The organism is Herbinix luporum, assembly GCF_900070325.1.
Taxonomy (GTDB): domain Bacteria; phylum Bacillota; class Clostridia; order Lachnospirales; family Lachnospiraceae; genus Mobilitalea; species Mobilitalea luporum.
Genome location: NZ_LN879430.1, coordinates 2,531,397 through 2,554,653, shown reverse-complemented (window position 1 = coordinate 2,554,653; position 23,257 = coordinate 2,531,397). Strand labels below are relative to the sequence as shown.

General features: G+C 34.6%; 21 protein-coding genes, 1 riboswitch and 1 other annotated feature. Of the genes, 19 read left to right on the top strand and 2 right to left on the bottom strand.

What is annotated here, in order from left to right:
• Positions 1-89 precede the first annotated feature (89 nt).
• Entirely contained in the window at positions 90-1,391 is a 1,302-nt protein-coding gene (locus tag SD1D_RS11785; protein WP_058259095.1) for a UDP-N-acetylglucosamine 1-carboxyvinyltransferase, read from the top strand.
• A gap of 60 nt (positions 1,392-1,451) precedes the next feature.
• Here the strand turns inward: SD1D_RS11785 and SD1D_RS11780 are convergent, their stop codons facing one another.
• On the bottom strand, positions 1,452-2,534 hold the full coding sequence (locus tag SD1D_RS11780) for an HD-GYP domain-containing protein (RefSeq protein ID WP_058259094.1): 1,083 nt from the start codon (positions 2,532-2,534) through the stop codon (positions 1,452-1,454).
• Positions 2,535-2,765: 231 nt separating this feature from the next.
• A riboswitch (SAM riboswitch) is annotated at positions 2,766-2,863 on the top strand.
• Between the two features lie 66 nt (positions 2,864-2,929).
• Between SD1D_RS11780 and metK the strand changes: the two genes are divergently transcribed.
• The 15 genes from metK to SD1D_RS11705 all read left to right on the top strand — a co-directional run bounded on the left by metK (position 2,930) and on the right by SD1D_RS11705 (position 20,052).
• Complete coding sequence (metK, locus tag SD1D_RS11775; RefSeq protein WP_058259093.1) at positions 2,930-4,120, top strand: methionine adenosyltransferase; 1,191 nt, start codon at positions 2,930-2,932, stop codon at positions 4,118-4,120.
• A gap of 146 nt (positions 4,121-4,266) precedes the next feature.
• Complete coding sequence (locus SD1D_RS11770) at positions 4,267-5,742, top strand: sensor histidine kinase (RefSeq protein WP_058259092.1); 1,476 nt, start codon at positions 4,267-4,269, stop codon at positions 5,740-5,742.
• Between the two features lie 33 nt (positions 5,743-5,775).
• A complete protein-coding gene (locus SD1D_RS11765; protein WP_058259091.1) occupies positions 5,776-6,465 on the top strand; it encodes a response regulator transcription factor in 690 nt (229 codons plus the stop codon).
• Between the two features lie 236 nt (positions 6,466-6,701).
• The gene (locus tag SD1D_RS11760) at positions 6,702-6,947 is read left to right on the top strand and encodes a TM1266 family iron-only hydrogenase system putative regulator (protein ID WP_058259090.1); all 246 of its coding nucleotides are present in this window, start codon (positions 6,702-6,704) and stop codon (positions 6,945-6,947) included.
• A gap of 33 nt (positions 6,948-6,980) precedes the next feature.
• The gene (locus tag SD1D_RS11755; protein WP_058259089.1) at positions 6,981-8,024 is read left to right on the top strand and encodes an ABC transporter substrate-binding protein; all 1,044 of its coding nucleotides are present in this window, start codon (positions 6,981-6,983) and stop codon (positions 8,022-8,024) included.
• Positions 7,999-8,787, top strand: a complete 789-nt coding sequence (locus SD1D_RS11750; protein ID WP_242955225.1) for an ABC transporter permease — start codon at positions 7,999-8,001, stop codon at positions 8,785-8,787. The genes SD1D_RS11755 and SD1D_RS11750 overlap by 26 nt, the downstream gene beginning before the upstream one ends.
• Positions 8,788-8,799: 12 nt before the next feature.
• Positions 8,800-9,378: an ATP-binding cassette domain-containing protein gene (locus SD1D_RS11745; RefSeq protein ID WP_058259088.1), complete on the top strand. Its 579-nt coding sequence runs from the start codon at positions 8,800-8,802 to the stop codon at positions 9,376-9,378.
• 69 nt (positions 9,379-9,447) lie between these two features.
• Positions 9,448-10,236: a cytidylate kinase-like family protein gene (locus SD1D_RS11740; RefSeq protein WP_058259087.1), complete on the top strand. Its 789-nt coding sequence runs from the start codon at positions 9,448-9,450 to the stop codon at positions 10,234-10,236.
• A 187-nt stretch (positions 10,237-10,423) separates the two neighbouring features.
• On the top strand, positions 10,424-11,512 hold the full coding sequence (gene ytvI / locus SD1D_RS11735) for a sporulation integral membrane protein YtvI (RefSeq protein ID WP_058259086.1): 1,089 nt from the start codon (positions 10,424-10,426) through the stop codon (positions 11,510-11,512).
• Positions 11,513-11,526: 14 nt separating this feature from the next.
• Positions 11,527-11,754 (top strand) — a binding site (T-box leader).
• Positions 11,755-11,832: 78 nt separating this feature from the next.
• On the top strand, positions 11,833-13,266 hold the full coding sequence (proS, locus tag SD1D_RS11730; protein WP_058259085.1) for a proline--tRNA ligase: 1,434 nt from the start codon (positions 11,833-11,835) through the stop codon (positions 13,264-13,266).
• Positions 13,267-13,336: 70 nt separating this feature from the next.
• Entirely contained in the window at positions 13,337-14,704 is a 1,368-nt protein-coding gene (locus tag SD1D_RS11725) for a CCA tRNA nucleotidyltransferase (protein WP_058259084.1), read from the top strand.
• Positions 14,705-14,901: 197 nt separating this feature from the next.
• Entirely contained in the window at positions 14,902-15,966 is a 1,065-nt protein-coding gene (locus SD1D_RS11720) for a protein kinase family protein (RefSeq protein ID WP_058259083.1), read from the top strand.
• 122 nt (positions 15,967-16,088) lie between these two features.
• Positions 16,089-17,471 carry a PEGA domain-containing protein gene (locus tag SD1D_RS11715; RefSeq protein WP_058259082.1) on the top strand — a complete coding sequence of 461 codons (1,383 nt, stop codon included), beginning with the start codon at positions 16,089-16,091 and terminating at the stop codon, positions 17,469-17,471.
• Positions 17,472-17,635: 164 nt separating this feature from the next.
• Positions 17,636-18,583: a hypothetical protein gene (locus tag SD1D_RS11710; RefSeq protein ID WP_162287271.1), complete on the top strand. Its 948-nt coding sequence runs from the start codon at positions 17,636-17,638 to the stop codon at positions 18,581-18,583.
• 107 nt (positions 18,584-18,690) lie between these two features.
• Positions 18,691-20,052: a glucose-6-phosphate isomerase gene (locus SD1D_RS11705; RefSeq protein ID WP_058259080.1), complete on the top strand. Its 1,362-nt coding sequence runs from the start codon at positions 18,691-18,693 to the stop codon at positions 20,050-20,052.
• A 247-nt stretch (positions 20,053-20,299) separates the two neighbouring features.
• Here the strand turns inward: SD1D_RS11705 and trhA are convergent, their stop codons facing one another.
• Positions 20,300-20,971 carry a PAQR family membrane homeostasis protein TrhA gene (gene trhA, locus SD1D_RS11700; RefSeq protein ID WP_058259079.1) on the bottom strand — a complete coding sequence of 224 codons (672 nt, stop codon included), beginning with the start codon at positions 20,969-20,971 and terminating at the stop codon, positions 20,300-20,302.
• A gap of 265 nt (positions 20,972-21,236) precedes the next feature.
• Here trhA and SD1D_RS11695 point away from each other — a divergent pair, with 265 nt between their 5' ends.
• The 3 genes from SD1D_RS11695 to SD1D_RS11685 are packed head-to-tail and all read left to right on the top strand — an operon-like array spanning position 21,237 to position 23,240.
• Positions 21,237-21,434 (top strand): DUF951 domain-containing protein, encoded by a 198-nt coding sequence (locus SD1D_RS11695; RefSeq protein ID WP_058259078.1) that lies wholly within the window; start codon positions 21,237-21,239, stop codon positions 21,432-21,434.
• Positions 21,435-21,459: 25 nt separating this feature from the next.
• Entirely contained in the window at positions 21,460-22,107 is a 648-nt protein-coding gene (locus SD1D_RS11690; protein ID WP_058259077.1) for an HAD family hydrolase, read from the top strand.
• A gap of 59 nt (positions 22,108-22,166) precedes the next feature.
• Positions 22,167-23,240 (top strand): HD-GYP domain-containing protein, encoded by a 1,074-nt coding sequence (locus tag SD1D_RS11685; protein ID WP_058259076.1) that lies wholly within the window; start codon positions 22,167-22,169, stop codon positions 23,238-23,240.
• Positions 23,241-23,257 lie beyond the last annotated feature (17 nt).

Below are 23,257 nucleotides of genomic sequence, written 5' to 3'. Positions count from 1 at the left end.
AGCAGACAAAAATATTACTATTATTTAACTTTCGAGTATAAGCAGAAATAACAATAAAAATAAAAAAGATAAAAAATACGAGGTGTGTAATGGAGCAATATATTATTAAAGGTGGAAAGCCCTTAAAAGGAGAGGTTTTAATTAGTGGATATAAAAATGCGGCACTGGGAATAATAGCGGCAGCAATTATGACCGATGAGACTGTTAAGATAGAGAATATACCTAATATTAGCGACATAGAAATACTACTGCAAATAATAGAAGGCCTAGGGGCTAAAGTCGACAGAATTAATAAAAATACCATAAAAATAAATGCTTCTAATATCCATACTGTAAAAGCAGATTCCGATAGTGTCAGAAAAATCAGAGGTTCTTATTATCTGGTAGGCGCTTTACTTGGTAGATTTAAAGAGGCTCAAATTGCACTGCCTGGGGGCTGTAATATTGGTAGCAGGCCAATTGATAGACATATTAAAGGTTTTGATGCTTTAGGCGCTAAGGTAAACATTGAACATGGATGTATATGTGCAAAAGCTGATAAATTAATAGGCACCTCTATATATTTTGATGAATCTAGTGTAGGAGCAACAATTAATGTTATGCTAACTGCTTGTATGGCAGAGGGACAGACAACAATAGAGAATGCGGCAAAAGAGCCTCATGTAGTTGATGTGGCCAACTTTTTAAATAGTATGGGAGCCAACATCAAAGGGGCAGGTACAGATGTTATTCGTATTAAAGGAGTAAAAAAACTCCATGGAAGTGATTATTCTATTATTCCTGATCAGATTGAAGCAGGAACCTTTATGTTTGCAGCTGCAGCTACCAATGGTGATGTTTTGGTTAAGAATGTTATTCCAAAGCATTTGGAAGCCTTTACAGCAAAACTTTTAGAAGTTGGTGTACAGGTAATAGAATATGATGATTCAGTAAGAGTCATAGGAGAAAATCGTCCGGGAAGTACACATGTAAAGACATTAACATATCCGGGATTTTTGACAGATATGCAACCTATGATGACAACCCTTTTAACTATATCAGAGGGAACAAGTATTGTAACTGAAAGCATTTTTGAAAATAGATTTAAATTTGCCGATGAATTATTAAAGATGGGGGCATCCATAAAGGTAGTTGAAGGTAATACAGCAATAATAACCGGTGTAGAGCGACTTACAGGGGCAAATGTAAGTGCCTGCGACTTACGGGGTGGAGCTGCACTGGTTATGGCAGGCCTTATGGCAGAAGGTTATACTATTGTTGAGAATATAGAATATATTGAGCGGGGCTATGAAGATTTTGAAAGAAAGATGCAAAAGCTTGGTGCCGCCATGGAAAAGATAGATTCTGAAGATATTAAAGCAATAAATAAATTTAAATTTAAGGTAAGTTAGTAAAATAAAAACTGCTATAGAAATATAGCAGTTTTTTGATTGATTTATAAAAATTATAATCTATATCAAGGCTTCAATATATAAATCACGATGCTTAGATAGATCGATAAACTGATCCCCGCACATAATTACCGGTCTAGAAAGATCAAATTTATTAATTAGTACAATCTCACCTTCCATTTTATTGTTTAGCCTTACATTATTATGAATGTAGGTTTGCACAATACCCTCTAAAAAGGTTAATATGTATTTGGTATCGTATTTTAAATAACCTTCGGTTTCAAATAGGTTGATTACTTCAAAGGGGCATAAGGGTCCTCTGTATACTCTTGCACAGGTCATAGCATCGTATACATCGGCTATGGCTATTAATTTGGCAAATGGATCAATTTCATGACTTATCAGACCATTAGGATATCCGCTGCCGTCACATCTTTCATGATGCATAAGGGCTGAGTTTTTAATTCTTTCGTCAATATCTTTTTCACTTAATAGTCGATATCCTCTTAAGGTATGTGTTTTAACTACAGAGAATTCTTCATCAGTAAGTTTTGCCGGTTTCTTTATAATATCTTCCGGAATTAATATTTTACCCAGGTCATGAAGTAGGCCGCTTATGGTAATAACCTCTAAATCCTCAGGGGAAAAATCAAGCCATTTACCCATGATATTACAAATCAAGGCCACATTCAGGCTATGAATGTAAGTGGTATCATCATATTGCCGCATACAATGAAGCATATTAAATAATTCTATATTAGTGTTACACTGATATATTATTTTACTGACATCGGAAAAAAGTTTATCAGTGTCAACTTTATTATTGTTATTTATTAAATCCTCTATGGAAGACTTTAGATCATTAAGGGTATTTTGGTATGCGATATGAAAGCGACGAAAAGATTCGCTTTTTTTAATTTCAGTATAAAAGGTATTCTCAAAGTATTCAGTTTCTTCCTTAACCAAATTATCCTCACAATATATATAGAAGTCTGTAATAGAGTAGAACTTTAACCGGGTTATAATTTTATCTGTAAGGACAGTATCTTTAGCGATTATAAGATAGTGATCTTTTGTATAGATATCCTCTGCAACAATCATACCTGGTATAGCTTGAGAAGTTAATGTTTTAATGATATTCATATTTAACTGCCAATGTATAATTACTTGGCGCTCCTTTCTTAATAATATTAAGAAGTTAATCAAAGTATATTCAAATTTCGACAGTATGTCAATCTTATTACAGAAATATACATTGTAAAATATTAAAAAGTAATGATTTTACAAATGATGGGAATAAAGATATCGAAAAACAGCTTGACGAGTCACATAATAAAGTATATCATCATAACTAAAAGTAAATTATTATAATTTCTCTTATTCAGAGTGATGGAGAGGTAAGGCTCGATGAAGTCACGGCAACCCCTGTAATCGGAAGGTGCCAACCTGAGCGAGTAATCGAACAATAAGAGGATTTGATAAAATGAGTTCAAGTCCGCTTATGGCGGACTTATTTTATTAGAAAACGGAGGAATACTATGCAAAAAAGATTATTTACTTCTGAATCTGTAACTGAAGGACATCCCGATAAAATCTGCGACCAAATCTCTGATGCTATTTTAGATGAGTTGTTAAAACATGATCCTATGAGTAGGGTTGCCTGTGAAACTGCAATAACAACCGGTTTGGTTCTTGTTATGGGTGAGATAACTACCAAAGCTTATATCGACATTCAAAAAGTAGTTAGGGATACTATTCGCAAAATAGGCTACGATAAATCAGAATATGGATTTGATGCCGATACCTGTGGAATTATTGTATCTATCAACGAGCAATCACAGGATATAGCTTTGGGAGTGGACAAATCCTTTGAAGTTAAAGAAAATATAGCTGATGATGTGGATATGTCTGCAATAGGAGCAGGGGATCAGGGAATGATGTTTGGTTATGCTACCGATGAGACTGAAGAATATATGCCCTATGCCATATCTTTAGCTCATAAGCTTACGAAAAAGCTTACTGAGGTTAGAAAAGATAAAACCTTAGATTATCTTAGACCTGACGGTAAGGCTCAGGTAACAGTTGAGTATGATGAAATAGGCAAGCCCATACACCTTGATGCTATAGTTTTATCAACTCAACATGATGAGAAAGTTACCATAGAGCAGTTAAGAAAGGATATTAAGAAATATGTTCTTGATCCGGTATTACCGGAGGAATTAATTGATGAAAAAACAAAGTTTTATATTAATCCTACCGGCAGATTCGTAATCGGAGGGCCCCATGGTGATAGCGGGCTTACCGGAAGAAAGATAATAGTGGATACTTACGGGGGATATGCAAGACATGGTGGCGGAGCCTTTTCAGGAAAGGATGCAACAAAGGTGGATCGTTCCGCAGCCTATGCAGCTAGATATGTGGCAAAGAATATTGTTGCTGCAGGTTTAGCTAAACGATGTGAGATTCAGCTATCTTATGCTATAGGTGTAGCAGAACCTACTTCTGTAATGGTTGATACTTTTGGCACCGGCAAGCTTTCAGATGAAAAATTAGTTGAAATTATCAGAAAGCATTTTGAACTTCGTCCGGCGGGAATTATAAAGATGCTAGATCTTAGAAGACCTATTTATAAAAAGACTGCCGCATATGGACATTTTGGCAGGGATGATAATGATTTTACCTGGGAAAGAACCGATAAAGTAGATGAGTTGAAAGAGTACCTAAAATAATTTGATATATAGTTCATAAAATCTTTAGAATTATAAAATTTACTTTATATGCATGGTTAGTCTATCTGTGCTATACTAATTGGTGAAAGTATACAGAGCAATTAGTATAATGTTATTATAGTGTCATATGTGAAACAGGTGAATAAATGAAAGTAAAGTATAAATTAATCATAGCCTTTCTAATTATGATAGCTATGCCGGTAGGTCTAATCTCCATAACGGCAGGAACTATACTCCGTTATCAGATGGATTCTATCCATGCTTCTTACGATGTTGATGCTAAAACCATACATGTAATCACAAACCCTATTCATATACTCAACAGAATTACTAGGGGTATATATAATGAAATTAAACTTTATTCACTCAATCTTCCTGAAAAGTTAAGTGATTTTGATTATTATAAAGAGCTTGATGCTCAGTTGAAAACAAAGCATTCATTTTTAGCTGTACGTAAGAACAAAGAATTTATTTATGTAGGTAATGAAGAAAAGCTGGCCATGATAAGGGAACTTCTTCCTGAATACGGGACAGGAAGTATAGAGATAGATGGGGGAATTTACCTGGGTGGAAGAAATCCCTTTCTGGTTAAGTTACAGGATTTTTTATTTAAGGATGGAAGTTTAGGAACGGTATTTGTAATTACTGATTTAAATATTTTAGTGCCACAAATAAGGGCGGTAGCAATTCAGAGTGTGATATCCTTTATTATTATCCTGTTTTTTACCGCCTCCCTGTTGATCTTTTGGATTTATCGAAGCATTCTTAAACCCCTTAATATCTTAAGAGTGGCAACAAATCATCTTACAGAGGGAGATTTGAATTATTCGGTAACTTCAATTTCAAAGGATGAGATTGGTCAGTTATGTGATGATTTTGAAAATATGAGAATGCGCCTAAAGAAATTGATAGAAGATCGGATTCAATACGAGGAGGATATTAAAGAATTAATCAGTAATATATCCCATGACTTAAAAACACCTCTTACAGCAATTAAGGGGTATTCTGAAGGGTTAATGGATGGGGTAGCTGATACAAAAGAGAAACAAGAAAAATATCTAAAAACCATATATATGAAGGCAAATGATATGTCAGTCTTAGTGGATGAACTGGCATATTATGCTCAGATAGATTGCGATACAATGCCCTACTCCTTTACCGGTCTTAACCTTGCAGAATACTTTGAAGATTGTGTGGAAGATTTACATCTGGAACTGGAAGTTCGGAATATAAAAGTTAATTATGAGAATCTGGTAGCTAGTGATGTAAAAGTAGTAGCTGATGCAGAACAGCTAAAGAGGGTAATTCATAATATAATAGGTAATTCCGTAAAGTATTTGGACAAGCCGGAAGGCATAATTCAAATAAGGATAAAGGATAAAGATGAATATGTTCAGGTAGATATTGAAGATAACGGATCCGGAATATCTGATAAGGAACTTCCTTTTATATTTGATCGTTTCTATAGAGCCGATACTTCTAGGAGCACAAAAACCGGTGGCAGTGGACTTGGACTTGCCATAGCAAAAAAAGTTATTGAAGATCATTTCGGAGAAATTTGGGCCAGCAGTAAGAAGGGTGAAGGAACAACTATAAGCTTTACATTAAAAAAAGCCTTGTAAATCTAAGTTGCTTTTCTAAATCAGGAGGTTGTGATGAAAAGAATTCTTATTATTGAGGATGAATTAGCCATAGCTGAGCTGGAAAAGGATTATCTGGAGCTTTCCGGCTTTGAAGTACAGGTAGAGACAACAGGAGATATTGGTGTAGAACGGGCTCTTAAGGAGGCTTTTGACCTGATAATTCTTGACCTAATGCTTCCTAATGTGGATGGCTTTGAAATATGCAAACGGATACGAGAAGAGAAAAACATTCCGATTATTATGGTTTCAGCTAAGAAAGAAGATATAGACAAGATTCGGGGCTTAGGAATGGGAGCCGATGACTATATTACCAAGCCTTTTAGCCCCAGTGAGTTAGTTGCAAGAGTAAAAGCCCATCTTGCCAGATATGAACGTTTAATAGGTTCAGGTCAAAAAGAAAATGAAGTTATAGAAATTCGTGGTCTTAAGATTGATAAAACAGCTAGACGGGTATTTATTAACGGTGAAGAAAAGGTGTTTACCACTAAAGAATTTGATCTTCTAACATTTTTGGCCGAAAACCCCAATCACGTATTTACAAAAGAGGAACTGTTTAGAGAAATATGGGACATGGAATCTATCGGAGATATTGCAACAGTGACTGTTCATATTAAGAAGATTCGTGAAAAGATTGAATTTAATACTTCAAAACCCCAGTATATTGAAACAATTTGGGGAGTTGGATATCGCTTCAAGGTTTAAGCAAATTTGACTTTATAAGTCCTTGATTGAAGATCGACAAAAACTTAACAATATGATAGAATAAGATGCCCACCTAGAAGGATTTCCTAATAGAGCGGCATAGGAAGATATATATGTAAAATACCTAACCTTAGGGCTATTACCGAAGAAAGGGTTTTACTTATAAAATATTTCTATTATTCCCTATGCCAAGGCATAGGGTTTTTTATTAAGTAAATACCTGGAGGTGAAAGTATATGGAAAAGAGGATTGCTCTTATCGGAATTATTGTAGAAGATAAGGAAGCGGTAGAAAATCTAAATAGCCAACTTCATGAATACGGTTCTCATATTATCGGTAGAATGGGAATACCTTACCGGGAGAAAGATATTAATATTATAAGTATAGTCCTTCATGCACCACAAGATGTCATCAGTTCTTTGGCAGGAAAGCTTGGAATGCTTAAAGGAGTCAGTGTAAAAACTGTTTATTCAAAAAAATAAGATTAAAGCCCAAAGCGGTATAGGAGGAGTATTATGAAAAATTTATTATTAAAGACTAAATACACCTTATTAACCTTATCCTTACTATTGATAGCTTTGCTAGTTACAGGATGTAATAAAGAAAATAATTATGAAACCCTAGACAGTGGCCATAATCAAGAAATCGGCCCAGAAGAAAAAGATGAAAAAATAGATATAAATATAGCAGCATTAAAAGGCCCCACAGGCATAGGTATGGTAAAGATTATGGAAGATGCCGCCAATAAAGAAACAAGCAATAATTATAATTTTTTAATTGCCGGTGAAGCAGATGAAATCAGTACCGGTTTAATAAAGGGAGAGATTGATATTGCAGCCATACCCTGTAATCTAGCATCGGTATTATATAATAAAACTGAGGGGCAAATAAAGATTATGGGCATCAATACCTTAGGAGTATTATATATAGTTGAAACCGGTGAAAGTATAAATTCTATAGAAGATCTTAAGGGAAAAACTATTTATTCCACCGGATATGGAACTACCCCCCAATACACATTAAACTATCTGCTTAGTTTGTATGGACTTGATCCGGATAAAGATTTAAATATTGAATATAAAACCGAGGCTACTGAAGTGGCTGCCCTATTAGAAAATTCCCATGATGCAATTGCCATGCTACCACAGCCTTTTGTAACCACAGTAATGATGAAGAATGAAAATGTTAGAATTGCCCTTGATATTGATAAAGAATGGAATAAGCAAAATAATAATGGCGGTGTAGTTACCGGAGTGGTAGTGGTAAATAAAGACTTTCTGGAAAAAAACCCTGAAGCAGTGGATTTATTTTTAAGGGAGTATAAAGACAGCGCAGAATACGTTAATAAAAATATTGATAAGGCAGCAGAACTGGTGGAAAAGTATGGGCTTTTTAAGGCGGCGGTTGCAAAAGCTGCAATTCCTTATTGTAATATTACATTTATCGGTGGATCGAAGATGAAGGAAAAAGTAGAAGCTTATTTAAATATTTTATATAATCAAAACCCAAATTCCGTGGGAGGAGCATTGCCCGGTGAAGACTTTTATTATATTCCTTAATAAAGTTTTTAAGAAGTATGGTATCAAATTACTGGTTTTTTGCTTTTGGTTATTAATATGGGAAATAGCCGGCAGAATAATTAAGCAGGAACTATTTCTTCCCTCTCCCAAAAGTGTGATTTTTTCTATTATAGACCTTAGTAAAAGTAGGGACTTTTGGATTAGTATTGCTAATTCCTTTATTCGTATTATTTATGGATTTTTCCTAGGACTAATAACAGGAACTATACTGGCTATCCTATCCTATAAAAGCAGGGTTATTTATGAATTGATATGGCCCCTTATGAAAATTATCAAATCCACCCCCGTGGCCTCCTTTATAATATTAGCCTTAGTTTGGATTAGTGCGAAAAATTTATCTGTCCTAATATCATTTTTAATGGTGATGCCCATAGGATTTTCTAATTTGCTCCATGGTCTACAAAGCACCGATAAAAAATTAATTGAGATGGCTAAGGTATTTCGCTTAAGCAGATGGAAGCAAATTCGGTCAATATATTTTCCATCTATCCTACCCTTTCTTATATCAGCTATTTCTCTTGGTCTTGGCTTTAGTTTTAAATCTGGGATAGCTGCAGAGGTTATCGGAAGGCCACAAAGATCAATCGGATTAAATTTATATGAGGCTAAGCTGTATCTGATGATAAAGGAGCTGTTTGCATGGACAATTGTCATAATTACAATAAGTATTTTATTTGAATGGCTAGTAATGAGAATTTTATCCCGCTTTCCTTTTAATAAAAATGAGAAAGATAAGACTTAGGAAGGATATACTATGGATATAAAGATTATAGATATATGCAAAAGCTTTAAAGGTCAGCAGGTACTAAAAAATTTAAATATTACCTTATCAGAGGGGAAGATTTCTTGTATTATGGGAGCTTCCGGAGTAGGAAAAACAACCCTAGCTTATATTTTAATGGGGTTATTAAAGGCAGACGCAGGACAAATAATCGGCCTTGAGGGTAAGAAAATCTCGGCTGTGTTTCAAGAAGACCGGCTGATTGAACATTGGGATGCCATTAAAAACATAAACTTGGTTTGCCATAAAGGGGTATCAAAGGATGAGATACATAATAATTTAAAGGAAATAGGCCTGACAGACTATGAGGAAAAAGCGGTAAGTTTATTAAGCGGTGGTATGAGGCGAAGAGTTGCCATAGTAAGGGCTCTTTTAGCAGATTATGATCTTCTTATTATGGATGAACCCTTTAAGGGTTTAGATGAAAAGTTAAAAAAACAAGTTATAAACTACCTTCAGAACAAGGTTAAAGGAAAAACTGTCATTATTATTACCCATGATAAAGAAGAAGTAAGTATGCTTAAGGCCGATCTTATTACCATGAAGAAGTAAGTTGTATTTTAAGCATAATTCAGCTATAATACATAAATAATAATGGGCTAACAAAGGAAGGTATAATTAATGCATATTACAATAACAGGTAATTTAGGAAGCGGCAAATCTACCGTAGGTAAGCTTCTTAGTGAAAAATATGGTTTTGAAATTTATTCTACCGGAAAGGTTCAAAGAGAACTGGCCAAACAGATGAAACTAAGTACCCTAGAGCTGAATCAGTTAATGATGAGTGACCGCAAATATGATCATATGATAGACGATGAAACGGCACGGATATCTAGGGAAAATCAAGACAAGAATATTATCTTTGATTCAAGATTAGCATGGCATTTTGTTCCGGATTCTTTTAAAGTCTTTGTATCTGTAAATCTTGATGTGGCAGCAGAGCGTATAATGAAGGATCAAAGAGGTTCTGTTGAAAAGTATTCTTCCATAGAGGAAGCAAAAAAACTTCTTAAAAAGAGAGCAGAAACTGAATGTATACGCTATAAGGATATTTATAATCTTAATTATATGGATTTTTCAAATTATAATTTAATTATAGATAGCACCTACTGTGATCCTAATACTATTGCAGAGCTTATTATGGAAGAGGCAAAAAATTATTATGATAAACCAGGTGATATATCAAAAATTTTAGTTTCTCCTAAATATCTTGTATTTGATAATTTACAAATTGAAGAGGATAATAATCTTGATGAATTAGTAAATAGTTTAAAGGGAACTGTTTATGCTAAAGATAAAATTATTAAAGTAAAACAGCAAGATAATAAGTTCCTAGTATTAGAGGATATTAATTATGCAAAAGCTGCCCTTTTGGCAGATGTAAGTTTTATTCAAATAAAAACCATATAAAAATGTTTTTGTAGTAAAAAACAAAGAATGAAATAAACTTCTGAATAAGTTAATATTCCCTTTTTATTTCAAATTATCCCCGAGGATATAAAAAAATATTTGACCAAAAATAATGATAAGAGGATTCAAAATTAAATGAATTCTCTTTTTGTATATTTTATATATTCAAAACTCGGGGGGTGAGTAAATGGAAATATGGGATACCATGAACGATAGAGTAAAGTTTTTTATTAAGGGTATAATTATTATTCTTGGTGTTTATTTAGGTTTTCGTTTTATATTACCTCTTATACTGCCTTTTATTTTTGCATACTTTTTGGCTTGGATAGTTAGGCCTGTTACTGAATTTTTATATAAAAAAATTAAGATACCGAGAATAATAGGCGGGTCTATTTCTCTTATATTGTTGTTATCCATAATAGGCACAGGACTGTTTTATTTGGGTAATATGTTAATTAAACAAGCCCTTAACTTTGCCAGGAATATACCGGTATACCTAAATGTTTTGGCAGGTAGGCTTGACAGCATATGTAGCAGCTGTGATGAATTATTGGGACTGGCAGCAGGAAGTGTCAGGGCTATTATGGATGAAAATATGCTAAGTATGGTTAACAAAGTAAAAACCGATATGGTTCCAGGTTTGACAGCAAAGACCTTATATTATATAGTGAAGTTTATTGGCTTTATAGGTATACTCTTAATTATATTTATATCGGCCGTATTGATAGTTAAGGAGGTTCCGGAGCTTAAGACAAAATATAAGAATACAGAAGTATATAATGATTTCAACAAGGTGTTTTCAAAACTTGCAGAGGCCGGAATGGCATATTTTAGATCTCAATTGCTTATTATGGCCATGGTAGCCATTATCTGTGTTATAGGACTAGTATTAATAAAAAATCAATATGCCCTGCTACTGGGTCTAGGAATAGCCTTACTGGATGCATTACCTGTAATAGGAAGCGGAATGATATTAATTCCCTGGAGCATAATGATGCTTTTTGACGGAAATATATATGCTGCCGCAATACTTATAACAACATATCTAATATGTCAGATAATCCGTGAGGTCCTAGAACCAAAATTAATAGGAAATAGAATAGGTGTAAAACCTTTATATACCTTGATATCTATGTATATGGGTCTAAAACTATTTGGAGTAGCCGGTTTTATACTTGGACCTGTAGCCCTTATAATAATTATTACTATAGTAAAGGTAATAGATGATAAGGAGACCAGGGCATATACACTTGACAAAGGAACTGAACTAGAATAAAATAAGGTAAATTATAAGTGGCGTTGATAAGGAATAGTAGAAAACTTACGCATTTCAGAGAGAGAAGCAGTGGTGAGAGCTTCTTATGCAGTGGTTTTTGAACCGGCCCTTGGAGCCTTGTATGAAAGGATTAACTCCCCAAGTACAACGTAGAACCGGCGTTAACGGTATAAAGAGAGCATATATACAAAGTAGTATATATGCTAATTAGGGTGGTACCGCCGAGTCTTTCGGTCCCTTATGGGATGAAGGGCTTTTTTTATTTGTTAACTTTAACTTTCTAAAAATCGGAAAGTAACAAATTTGAAGGAGAGATAGTTATGGCAAAGGAAAAGAAATTAGTAGAGGCAATTACTTCAATGGAAGAAGATTTTGCAAAGTGGTATACAGATGTGGTAATAAAAGCGGAGCTAATTGATTATTCCAGTATCAGGGGCTGTATGATAATTCGTCCCTATGGTTATGCTATTTGGGAAAACATTCAAAAACATCTGGATAATAAATTTAAAGCAACCGGAGTAGAAAATGTCTATATGCCTATGTTTATTCCGGAGAGTTTACTAGAAAAAGAAAAAGATCATGTTGAGGGCTTTGCCCCTGAGGTGGCCTGGGTTACCCATGGTGGTAATGAGAAACTTCAGGAAAGATTATGTGTTCGCCCTACATCAGAAACCCTATTTTGCGATTTTTATTCAAATATTATTCAATCTTATAGGGATTTACCCAAGTTATATAATCAGTGGTGCTCTGTAGTAAGATGGGAAAAAACCACCAGACCTTTCCTTAGATCTGTAGAATTTTTATGGCAGGAGGGACATACGGCCCATGCTACTAAAGAAGAGGCTAATGAAAGAACCATACAGATGCTTAATGTCTATGCTGATTTTTGTGAAAATGTCCTGGCTATTCCTATGATTAAGGGTAAAAAGTCTGATAAGGAGAAGTTTGCGGGAGCAGAAGCTACCTACACCATCGAGGCTTTAATGCATGACGGTAAGGCATTACAGTCTGCTACCAGCCATGACTTTGGTGACGGATTTGCTAAAGCTTTTGATATTCAATATACAGATAAAAATAACAAGCTACAATATGTATATCAGACCTCTTGGGGTATGACCACCAGAATTATCGGTGCAGTGATTATGGTCCATGGAGATAACAGCGGCTTAGTCCTTCCTCCTAAGATTGCACCTATTCAGGCTATGATTATTCCTATTAATCAGACCAAAGAAGGAGTACTAGAAAAAGCATTTGAATTAAAAGATAGATTAAAAGATTTTAAAGTTAAAGTTGATGATTCTGATAAAACTCCCGGATGGAAATTTAGTGAACAAGAAATGCGTGGAATTCCTATTAGAATTGAGATTGGTCCTAAGGATATTAAAAACAATCAGGCTGTTATCGTAAGAAGAGATATCAGAGAAAAGATTTTTGTATCTTTGGATGAAATAGAAGGAAAAGTAGCAGAAATACTTGATAAGATGCAGTCTGATATGTTAGAAAGAGCTAGGGCCCATAGGGATGCTCATACTTATGTTGCTAAAAACATGGAGGAGTTTGAACATATTATTAATGAGAAACCCGGTTTTATTAAGGCTATGTGGTGTATGGATGAAGCTTGCGAAACAGAGATTAAGGAAAAAACCGGAGCCACTTCCCGTTGTATGCCTTTTGAACAAGAACATCTTGACGATCACTGCGTCTGCTGTGGAAAGCCTGCAAAGGTTATGGCTTATTGGGGAAAAGCTTACTAAAAGCTGCCTTGTCTTATATAAAGCCCTTTGTTATAATGGGTTAAATAAGCTAAATTATTAGGAGGTCCTCATGGAATTTCAGATTCCCGAAAAAGTCCAATATATAATTGATACTTTAGTTGACCATGGCTTTGAAGCCTACGCTGTCGGGGGCTGTGTCCGTGATATGATACTTGGAAAAAATCCTGAAGATTGGGATATTACAACATCAGCTAAACCCTTTGAGGTAAAGAAGGTCTTTAAAAGAACTGTAGATACAGGGATAGAACATGGAACGGTTACTGTTCTTTTAGATAAAGATCATTATGAGGTTACTACTTATCGTCTTGATGGTATATATGAGGATAATCGGCGGCCAAAGGAAGTTTCCTTTACATCCAGCTTAGAGGAAGATTTAAAGCGGAGGGATTTTACAATTAATGCCATGGCTTACAATCCCCAATTAGGGATAGTAGACTTATTTGGCGGAGTTAAAGATTTAAAAAACCGTTTGATTCGCTGTGTGGGAAATCCCATGGAAAGATTTGATGAAGATGCCTTAAGGATATTGCGGGCAGTTAGATTTTCAGCACAGTTGGATTTTCAAATAGAAGAAGCTACAAAGTTAGCTATAAAGGAGAAAGCCGGCTTATTAAAAAATATCAGTGCCGAAAGAATTCGTATGGAACTTACCAAGCTCCTAGTTTCAGATAATCCGGACCGGCTTAGGTTATTATATGAGCTGGGTATTAGCAAGGTTATTCTTCCTGAATTTGACCGGATGATGACAACTCCCCAAAAAAATATCCATCATGCTTATTCTGTAGGAGAACACACCATAAAGGCTGTAAGTGCGGTTGCCGGTAGTGTTAGTGAAAACCGATTTTCAGCCAGAGAAAGAACTATCCTTCGCTGGACAATGCTACTTCATGATATTGAAAAACCAAGTACCATTACTTTAGGAAAAGATGGTCAAAATCATTTTTACGGGCACCAAGAAAAAGGTGCGGCAACTGCCAAACGTATCTTAAAAGAGCTTAAATTTGACAACGATACCTTAAATGCAGTTGTTCATTTGGTTAAATGGCATGATTATCGTTTTGATCTGACACCTAAAGGGATGCGAAAGGCTGCAGCTAAAATCGGAAAAGAATATATGGATTTATTATTTGAAGTAAATTATGCCGATACCTGCGGAAAAAATCCGGAGACTAATAAGGATAAATTTAAAAAGCTAGAGGAAGCAAAAGCCCTGTATAAGGAAATTATAGAAAAAAATGAGTGTGTCAGCCTTAGGGATTTAAAGGTAAGCGGCAAGGATTTAATAGAAGCAGGCTTTAAGCCGGGCAAATCCATGGGGATTATATTAAACAGATTATTAGAAACGGTAATTGCAGATCCTTCTCTTAACCATAAAGAATCCTTGATTGACCTTGCCAGGTCTTGGAAGGATAATTGATAACAGAAATTTCTTAGCAGCTATGAGCCTGCTTCAAATGATATTTAATTTGTATCATTTGAACAGGCTCTTTTTTTTACTCTTAAAAGCAAGCTTTTACAGATTACATTAAGAAACTCTTTCTTTTATTCATGATTTCCTAAGACATATCATAATATTAGTAGACGGATATTATCAATTATTGGGGGTGGATTGCTGTGGAAGATAGGTACCAAGAGGTGTTAAAGAAATATCCTTTTAAGGTATGCAATATATATAGGGCAAGGGGTGCCTACTTGCTAGAAACTGATTGTGGATTAAAGCTTTTTAAATGCTTTGAAGGTTCGAGAAACCGTGCTCTATTTGAACATAATCTAAAAGAACATCTTTTTATCCATGGATACTATAATACAGATTTATATGTTAAAACAATAGAGGATGACATTATAGCTGAGGATCAAACCGGATGCCAGTACATAGTAAAAAACTGGTTTTGGGGCGAGGAATGCAACCTAAAGGAGTTGTCACAGATAGAAATGGCATCCGCTAACCTGGCAAAGCTACATAGCATTTTAAAGGGAGTGGAGTTTACCAAGGAACAATTGGAGTATAATATTACCGGTAATCTTAAGGAAACCTTTGAAAAGCGTAACAGGGAGTTGAAACGTGTTAAAGGATATATATGGGATAAACGGCAAAGAAATCAGTTTGAAATCCTATACTTAAATTATTATGATGAATTCCATGAGCAGGGCCAAGAGGCAGTAGAAAAACTGGCAAAATCAAATTATAATAAGGTTTTAGAAGAAGCTATAAGGCAAAGATTAGTTTGCCACGGGAATTATAACTATCATAATATTATGATGCTTAAGAATAAATATGAAAGTCCATCAAAATCCGGTCTTTCACTGTCAGTAGCAGATTTATCCTCCGAATGGAGTAAGGGGATGGCAACCACTAATTTTGAGAAAGCCCATGTGGGGATTCAAATTTACGATTTATATCAGTTTATACGAAAAGTTATGGAGAAAAATGATTGGGATATTTTATATGGCTATAATATTATTGAAATCTACGACCGGATACGGCCCATATCAAAAGACGAGTTAGAGATTTTATATTTACTTTTATTATATCCAGAAAAATTCTGGAAGATAACCAATTTTTATTTTAATGGTAAAAAAGTATGGATTTCCACTAGGAACATCCAAAAGCTTAACAGCATAGGTGAACAAAATCCCAAGCGGATAATATTTTTAAAAAAGCTAGAGAGTATATTATAATCATGTCTTCTTTAATCTTTAAGCAGGAGCTGAAGATTGCCTAAATTACTTTAGTAAGTTATAATTATAGAAGCAGTAAGAAAAAACCTACATTAAATTTTGATAATAATTATGAGGTTACTATGGAATCAAATGGGAAGAGTAAAAAAAATAAAATGGAAATTAAAATCAGGCCAATCATCAGCCTTTTGATTGGTCTGACCTTCTTTACACTTATTATAATAATTGCTTTTTTTGAGGCGGGGAATGGTCAAAAGTCCGGAAGTAAAAAGAATAATAGAAAATCATCAAATATTAAGGCAGAGGAGGATTTATCATCTGCCTATAATAATGCTGACAGCAATTCCTACGGAATTATTCTTGAAATTAATAAAACAGACAAGATAATTCGTCTATATGATATAGATCAAAAAGCTGAGATAAACTTAAATTATACGGGAGCTACAAACATTCTTGATAAGTACGGACAAGCCATAGCTATAGGACAGGTTGAAATAGGCTTGATTGTTGATGTGGCATATGAAAGCCATAATAAGAAGCTGATATCTCTACAAACATCTTCTAGGGCCTGGGAGTATATAGGGGTTAATAATATGACCCTTGAGCCGGATAATAAAATAATCAAAATAGCTAATGCAAAATACACATATGAAAATCCGGTTGTTATAGATAATGATAAATTCATTACCATGGAGGATTTGGCCATACAGGATGAGTTGACCATTCGAGGTATAGATAAAACTATCTGGTCGGTTATAGTAACCAAGGGACATGGAACAGTAAAATTAAAGGATTATGAAGCCTTTTTAGGGGGCAGTATAACCGTAGGTTACGAAGCTGTTCAAGAGATTACTGAAGATATGACCATAACTGTCCGTGAGGGAAATTATAATTTAACCGTAGAAAATGGTGAATATAGTGGCACAAAAAACATTACTGTTTATCGTAATCAAGAAACAATAGTATCCTTAGGGGACCTTGGTCCAGAAGAGATAGAGTATGGACATATAAGCTTTGAAATTACTCCTTTTGGGGCAGATTTATTTATAGATGGGGAAATTACTCCCTATGCCAATCCTATTAAGCTGGCTTACGGAGAGCATAACATAGAAGTTTCTTTAGGAGGTTACTTAACTTACCAGGGTATTTTGAAGGTGGATAAATCCCATAAGAAAATTCAGATTACCCTTCCCCAGTTAAGCAGCAGAGATTCGGTCAGTGTAATAGAAACTCAGCCTGATGAAGAGGAGATAGAAGGAGAATCTGATATAGACAGCATAGTTGATATGGATCATCTTATTTATATCCAGAATCCCAGTGGTGTATCAGTATATCTTAACGGAGAGTTTAAGGGCATCTCACCGGTAAGTTTTCAGAAAGTAATCGGAAGTCATGTTTTGACATTTATTAAACAAGGTTATAAAACTAAAAGCTACACTATTAATATAGCAGATGACGGTCTTGATACCTATATAAGCCTGCCGGATTTACAGCCGGAAAATTAGCTATTATGTTGTTTGTTGTCATGAGATTTATAATGAACTTAGAAAGCATCATTTTATAGGGGTTCCTATGGTTTTGTGTCTATCGATTTTTTAATCCCTCTCTTTTCAAAATATCCATTTCAAGTTATAATGGATGTAAAATTATGGAAAAGAGAGGGGTTTTTATGATAAAAGATTTATACTACAATAATATTATTATCTATGCTTTTGCTGCTCTTTGTGGATTGGGGGTTATCCTCCGTTTTATATTGGATATAGTATACATATATTTGGTAAAAGAATCTGACAAACTAGGTACAACTAAGAATAAATTATTAAAGCATATGAGAATGAAGTATGAAACATGCTATAAATTAAACATAGCTGTTAATAATGTGGATACTTTTGTGGATAAGAACCTGACTAAGTATAGATTTTGTGGATTATTATTATCCACATGGGAAAATATTAGTGGACAAGTCCTATTATTAAGTTTTCTTATAGTGCCTATTAGTGCGGTTTTTGGGGTCTTTCTCGAGATTGATAGAAAAGTAATTTTATACACAGGGGCTGTTGGTATTTTAGGGGGAGCTGCATTAATATTTGTGGATAAAATGATAAACTTACCGGTTAAAAAGCGTATGATTCGTCTTAATCTCTTGGATTATCTAGAGAATTTTTGTAAGGTTAGGTTGGAGCAAGAGGCTAAAGATCCAAAAAAGCTTGAACTGTATCGAGAAGAATATTTAAGTACCGTAAGTTTAAAAGATCAAAAAATTAATTATGATCCCGATAGTGTCAAGGAAATAAACCGCAGGAAGGAAGCAAGAAAAAGAAAGGAAGAAGAAAAAAGACTAAGGGCATTAGAAAGGGAAAAGGAGCAAAAAAAGATAGAAGAAGCTAGAAGGCAGGAAGAGCAAAGAAGACTTGAAGAGAGAAAAAGGCTGGCCCAGCAACGTAGGGAAGAGGAGTTTAGAAGACTTCAGGATGAAAAAACAGAAAAAAATCAGATAAGGGAAAGTATAGAGGAAGTGGCTGCTGAGTATGAAGAGGCTAAAAAGCCTATATTTATTAATATGTCCCCGGAGGAAGAAAAAGTAGTAGAAGATGTCTTAAGAGAATTCTTTGCATAAAAGGGTTATATATGAACACAGCAAAATAAAAGCATAATTAAGCAGAATAAATGATTGATTATTAAGACTTAGTTTGCTAATATATAAGAAAAAAAGGAGAGGGAGTTATGTCAAGTAAGCTAAGTTTTGATTATTCTGCTGCAAAAAAGTTTATAAGTCCCACTGAAGTTGAGATGATGAAAAAAGCTGTCCAGATGGCAAAAGAACAGCTTATAAGTGGTATGGGACCTGGATCAGATTATCTTGGGTGGATAGATCTTCCCATTAATTATGATAAAGATGAATTTAACAAAATTCAGAAGGCAGCTGAAAAAATTAAGGCAGATTCTGATGTTTTATTGGTAATAGGTATAGGAGGATCCTATTTAGGAGCCAGGGCTGCCATAGAATTTTTGAGACATAGTTTTTATAATAGTGTATCAAAGGAGATTAGAAAGACACCTGAGATTTACTTTGTAGGTAATAATATCAGCAGTACCTATATGAATCATCTAAGGGATGTAATAGGAGACAGGGATTTTTCTATTAATGTTATCAGTAAATCAGGTACTACCACAGAACCGGCCATCGCTTTTCGCATATTCAAAAAGTTATTAATAGATAAGTATGGAAAAGAGGAGGCGGCAAAAAGAATTTATGCTACTACTGATAAGTCCAAGGGAGCCCTAAAGAATTTAGCTACTTCAGAAGGGTATGAAAGTTTTGTTGTACCTGATGATATAGGGGGTCGCTTTTCTGTACTTACAGCGGTAGGACTACTGCCCATAGCTGTAAGTGGTGCCGATATTGCAAAACTTATGGAAGGTGCCGCCAGCATGAGAAAACATTGTCTAGAAGCCCCATATGAAGAAAATGATTCTCTTTTATATGCTGCAATCAGAAATATCCTTCTTAAAAAAGGTAAGACTATAGAAATCTTGGTAAACTATGAACCGTCCCTTCATTATGTATCGGAATGGTGGAAGCAACTTTACGGTGAAAGTGAAGGAAAGGATCAAAAAGGTATCTATCCTGCTTCCGTAGATTTTACCACAGACTTACATTCCATGGGTCAATTTATACAGGATGGCCAGCGTACATTATTTGAAACCATAGTAAATATTGAAAATTCCTCATCAGAAATTATTATAGAGGAAGAAGAGGTAGACTTAGACGGTTTAAATTATTTGGCAGGAAAGAGTGTTGATTTTATCAATAAAAGTGCCATGAAAGGAACCCTTCTTGCCCATACTGACGGTAATGTACCAAATCTTTTAGTAAATCTACCTATGCAGAATGAATATTACCTGGGACAATTATTTTATTTCTTTGAATTTGCCTGTGGTATTAGCGGATATTTGCTTGGGGTAAATCCTTTTGATCAGCCCGGAGTGGAAAGCTATAAGAGGAATATGTTTGCCCTTCTTGGAAAACCGGGTTATGAAACCCAACGGGAGGAATTACTAAAAAGACTAGAGGGACAGGAATAATTGTTAATTACTTAAGTCACAATAAAGTAAAATGAGAGTATAATGATAGTGATAACAGTAAAACTTATAATTCGGTAAAGTAGGGCAGTAAAATGGGATAGGGTACATATCTTTGATTATTCGCAACCGAATCCCTTTTTACCTCTTACTGAGTGTGAACAGATTACTGCCTTGATACCTTACCAGAAATATTCGGCTGCTTAACATAGATATGACAATTCGCCCCTTGAAAAAAGGGGCGATATTGTTATTTAGGCATGGCAGCAATATATCTATACATTAAAATAAAATGACAAAAGCTGCCTCCCATAACAAAAAGATGGAAGAGTTCATGGGAACCAAAATATTTATGTCTTTTATTAAAGAGGGGAAGTTTTAGGGCATATATAACCCCTCCGATAGTATAAATAATTCCTCCGGCTAAAAGCCAGTTAAAGGCAGCAGAAGGTAGAGAATTTATAATTTTAGTAAATGCCAAGACACAAATCCAACCCATAGCTATATATATCACAGAGGAAATCCATTTTGGACAGTTAATAAAAAACCCGGTTATTACTATACCTATAATAGCCAAAGTCCATATTATGATAAGAAGTGAAATACCCACAGTATCGCCTAAGGCAATTGTACATATGGGGGTATAGGTACCTGCTATTAATAAATAAATCATCATGTGATCAAATTTTCTAAGTCTTCTATTGACTTTTTCCGAAATATTCAGGGTATGATATATTGTACTTGCAAGATATAATAATATCATGCTGATAATAAATATCCCCAAGGAAATAATATGGATATAACCGGGGTTAGCAGCAGCCTTTATTAAAAGGGGGGTTGCCGCAAAGATTGCCATTAAGGTCCCGATAAAATGAGTTACTGCACTGGCGGGATCTTTTGCTTTAATAATCTTTTTTTTCATTATGCCAGCTCCTTTCTATTTAAAAATCACTAGATTATTAGTAATTGTGAATATTATTTTTTGCAATTCAATTTATTTTTATACGGCTAAGGAAGTCAAATCTATGTAATGTAGTTTTAAAAACCATGTAATGCCTATAACAATACTACAATATATGGATATAAAATGCAATATAAATTTATTGATTTTAATAATTTAAGTAATATGGTATACTATGGTTACAAAGTTTATTGTTAGAAATAAATGCTCAACAGGAGGGATAAGAATGGATCTTAATGTCGGTGAGATAATAAGGTTAAAAAAACCTCATCCCTGTGGAAATAGTGAATGGGAAATTTTACGGACAGGTATGGATTTCAGATTAAGATGCATGGGATGTGGACACCAGATTATGATCCCAAGAAAACAAGTTGAAAAAAGCATTAAGCAAGTTAAAAAACCAGAGACGGATAAAAGATTATAGAATAGATAAGGGAAAGGATTGAACAATGGACTACGTTTTGATTGACTTAGACGGAACAATTACCAACCCTAAGGAGGGAATAACAAAATCAATACAATATGCCTTACAAGCAATGGGTATTTATATTGATGATTTAGATAGTCTAACAAAGCATATCGGACCTCCCATAAGAGATGGATTTAAGGAGTTTTATGGATTTAATGATGAGGAAGCAGAGGCTGCTGTAGCAAAATATAGGGAGTACTATGGTGAGAAAGGAATATATCAAAATGAACTTTATAATGGTATGGAAAGCCTTCTTACCAGACTAAAACAGGCAGGAAAATATCTGATTGTGGCTACTTCAAAACCGGAAGAGTTGGCTGTTAAGGTATTAGAAAGTTTCCACTTAGAACATTATTTTGATGATATTTGCGGAGCCTCCTTTGATAGTAGTAGGGATAATAAAGAAGCTGTAATTAGGTATGCACTTGAACGAAATTCTATAACCGATCTTGACAGGGTCGTTATGGTTGGAGACAGAAAATATGACATAATAGGAGCTAAGGCAGTAGGAATTGCTTCCATAGGTGTCTTATATGGTTTTGGCAGCAAGGAAGAGTTATTGGAGGCGGGGGCGGATCATATTGCCACTACCGTAGATGATGTTTATGATATAATTATGGATTTGTAGTAATAAATTTAAGGACAAGGTATCTTATTTAAAGCTAATATAAAGTTGGGGTGAGAAAGATGGAAGCAATAAGGATAAGAACGCACCAAGCTATAAGCGGTATGATAGTAGCTGCAGATATATATTCTTATGATGACCAATTGATTATAAAAAAAGGATCAAAGCTTGATGATAGGATGATTACCAAGCTACGTTTCTTTAACGTACATGGATTATTTGTCTATAAAAATGATCCTTCAGATGAGGACCAAAGGGAAGAAACCTATATAGCAGCCCTTAGAAATACACCGGAATTCAAGAATTTTAATCTTAAATATAATGAATTTATCGAAAAGGTAAAAGATATTTTTGATAAAATGTTAACCGGTGATAGCAAAGTAGATATTGAAGGTATCTTGACAGATATAGGCCTGATTCTTAAAGAAGGCCGAAATGGAGTACATATATTGGAGATGCTTCATGGTATTCGGGATTATGATGATTTAACCTATGTTCATTCTCTAAATGTATCCCTTATATGTAATATTTTTGCCGGCTGGTTAAAAATGTCCAATGAAGAGACAAAGATAATTACATTGGCAGGATTATTTCATGATATAGGGAAGCTGCTAATTCCCCAAGAAATACTTACAAAAGCAGGAAAACTTACTGCAAAGGAATATGAAGAGGCAAAACTTCACACAATTAAGGGATATCATGTTTTAAAAGATTTAAATCTAGATGTTCGGATTAAACATTCTGCACTACTTCATCATGAACGGTGTGACGGTTCCGGATATCCCAATGGCTTAACCGGTGAAGAGATAGAGAACTATTCTAAGATAGTTGCCATAGCTGATGTATATGACGCAATGACTTGTAACAGAAGATATAGAAAGGCCATATGTCCCTTTGACGTGGTGGAAAGGTTTGAACATGACGGCTTTTTAAAGTTCGATTCCGGCTATCTTATGGTATTCTTAGAGAAGATTATCCACTCTTATCTTCATAATTCGGTACGGCTAAGTGATGGCCGTGAAGGAGAGGTTATTATGATTAACAAGCGGGCTCTATCAAGGCCGGTGATTCGCTGCGGCGATATCCATATTGATTTATCAAAAGAGAAAGATTTAACTATAGATTCGATTTTATAAATTAAATAAAGCTTATA

Excerpts from the sequence above, each read along its gene's own strand:
- SD1D_RS11785 (WP_058259095.1), top strand. The coding sequence starts at position 90 with ATGGAGCAATATATTATTAAAGGTGGAAAGCCCTTAAAAGGAGAGGTT.
- SD1D_RS11780 (WP_058259094.1), bottom strand. The coding sequence starts at position 2,534 with ATGAATATCATTAAAACATTAACTTCTCAAGCTATACCAGGTATGATT.
- metK (WP_058259093.1), top strand. The coding sequence starts at position 2,930 with ATGCAAAAAAGATTATTTACTTCTGAATCTGTAACTGAAGGACATCCC.
- SD1D_RS11770 (WP_058259092.1), top strand. The coding sequence starts at position 4,267 with ATGAAAGTAAAGTATAAATTAATCATAGCCTTTCTAATTATGATAGCT.
- SD1D_RS11765 (WP_058259091.1), top strand. The coding sequence starts at position 5,776 with ATGAAAAGAATTCTTATTATTGAGGATGAATTAGCCATAGCTGAGCTG.
- SD1D_RS11760 (WP_058259090.1), top strand. The coding sequence starts at position 6,702 with ATGGAAAAGAGGATTGCTCTTATCGGAATTATTGTAGAAGATAAGGAA.
- SD1D_RS11755 (WP_058259089.1), top strand. The coding sequence starts at position 6,981 with ATGAAAAATTTATTATTAAAGACTAAATACACCTTATTAACCTTATCC.
- SD1D_RS11745 (WP_058259088.1), top strand. The coding sequence starts at position 8,800 with ATGGATATAAAGATTATAGATATATGCAAAAGCTTTAAAGGTCAGCAG.
- SD1D_RS11740 (WP_058259087.1), top strand. The coding sequence starts at position 9,448 with ATGCATATTACAATAACAGGTAATTTAGGAAGCGGCAAATCTACCGTA.
- ytvI (WP_058259086.1), top strand. The coding sequence starts at position 10,424 with ATGGAAATATGGGATACCATGAACGATAGAGTAAAGTTTTTTATTAAG.
- proS (WP_058259085.1), top strand. The coding sequence starts at position 11,833 with ATGGCAAAGGAAAAGAAATTAGTAGAGGCAATTACTTCAATGGAAGAA.
- SD1D_RS11725 (WP_058259084.1), top strand. The coding sequence starts at position 13,337 with ATGGAATTTCAGATTCCCGAAAAAGTCCAATATATAATTGATACTTTA.
- SD1D_RS11715 (WP_058259082.1), top strand. The coding sequence starts at position 16,089 with ATGGAATCAAATGGGAAGAGTAAAAAAAATAAAATGGAAATTAAAATC.
- SD1D_RS11710 (WP_162287271.1), top strand. The coding sequence starts at position 17,636 with ATGATAAAAGATTTATACTACAATAATATTATTATCTATGCTTTTGCT.
- SD1D_RS11705 (WP_058259080.1), top strand. The coding sequence starts at position 18,691 with ATGTCAAGTAAGCTAAGTTTTGATTATTCTGCTGCAAAAAAGTTTATA.
- trhA (WP_058259079.1), bottom strand. The coding sequence starts at position 20,971 with ATGAAAAAAAAGATTATTAAAGCAAAAGATCCCGCCAGTGCAGTAACT.
- SD1D_RS11695 (WP_058259078.1), top strand. The coding sequence starts at position 21,237 with ATGGATCTTAATGTCGGTGAGATAATAAGGTTAAAAAAACCTCATCCC.
- SD1D_RS11690 (WP_058259077.1), top strand. The coding sequence starts at position 21,460 with ATGGACTACGTTTTGATTGACTTAGACGGAACAATTACCAACCCTAAG.
- SD1D_RS11685 (WP_058259076.1), top strand. The coding sequence starts at position 22,167 with ATGGAAGCAATAAGGATAAGAACGCACCAAGCTATAAGCGGTATGATA.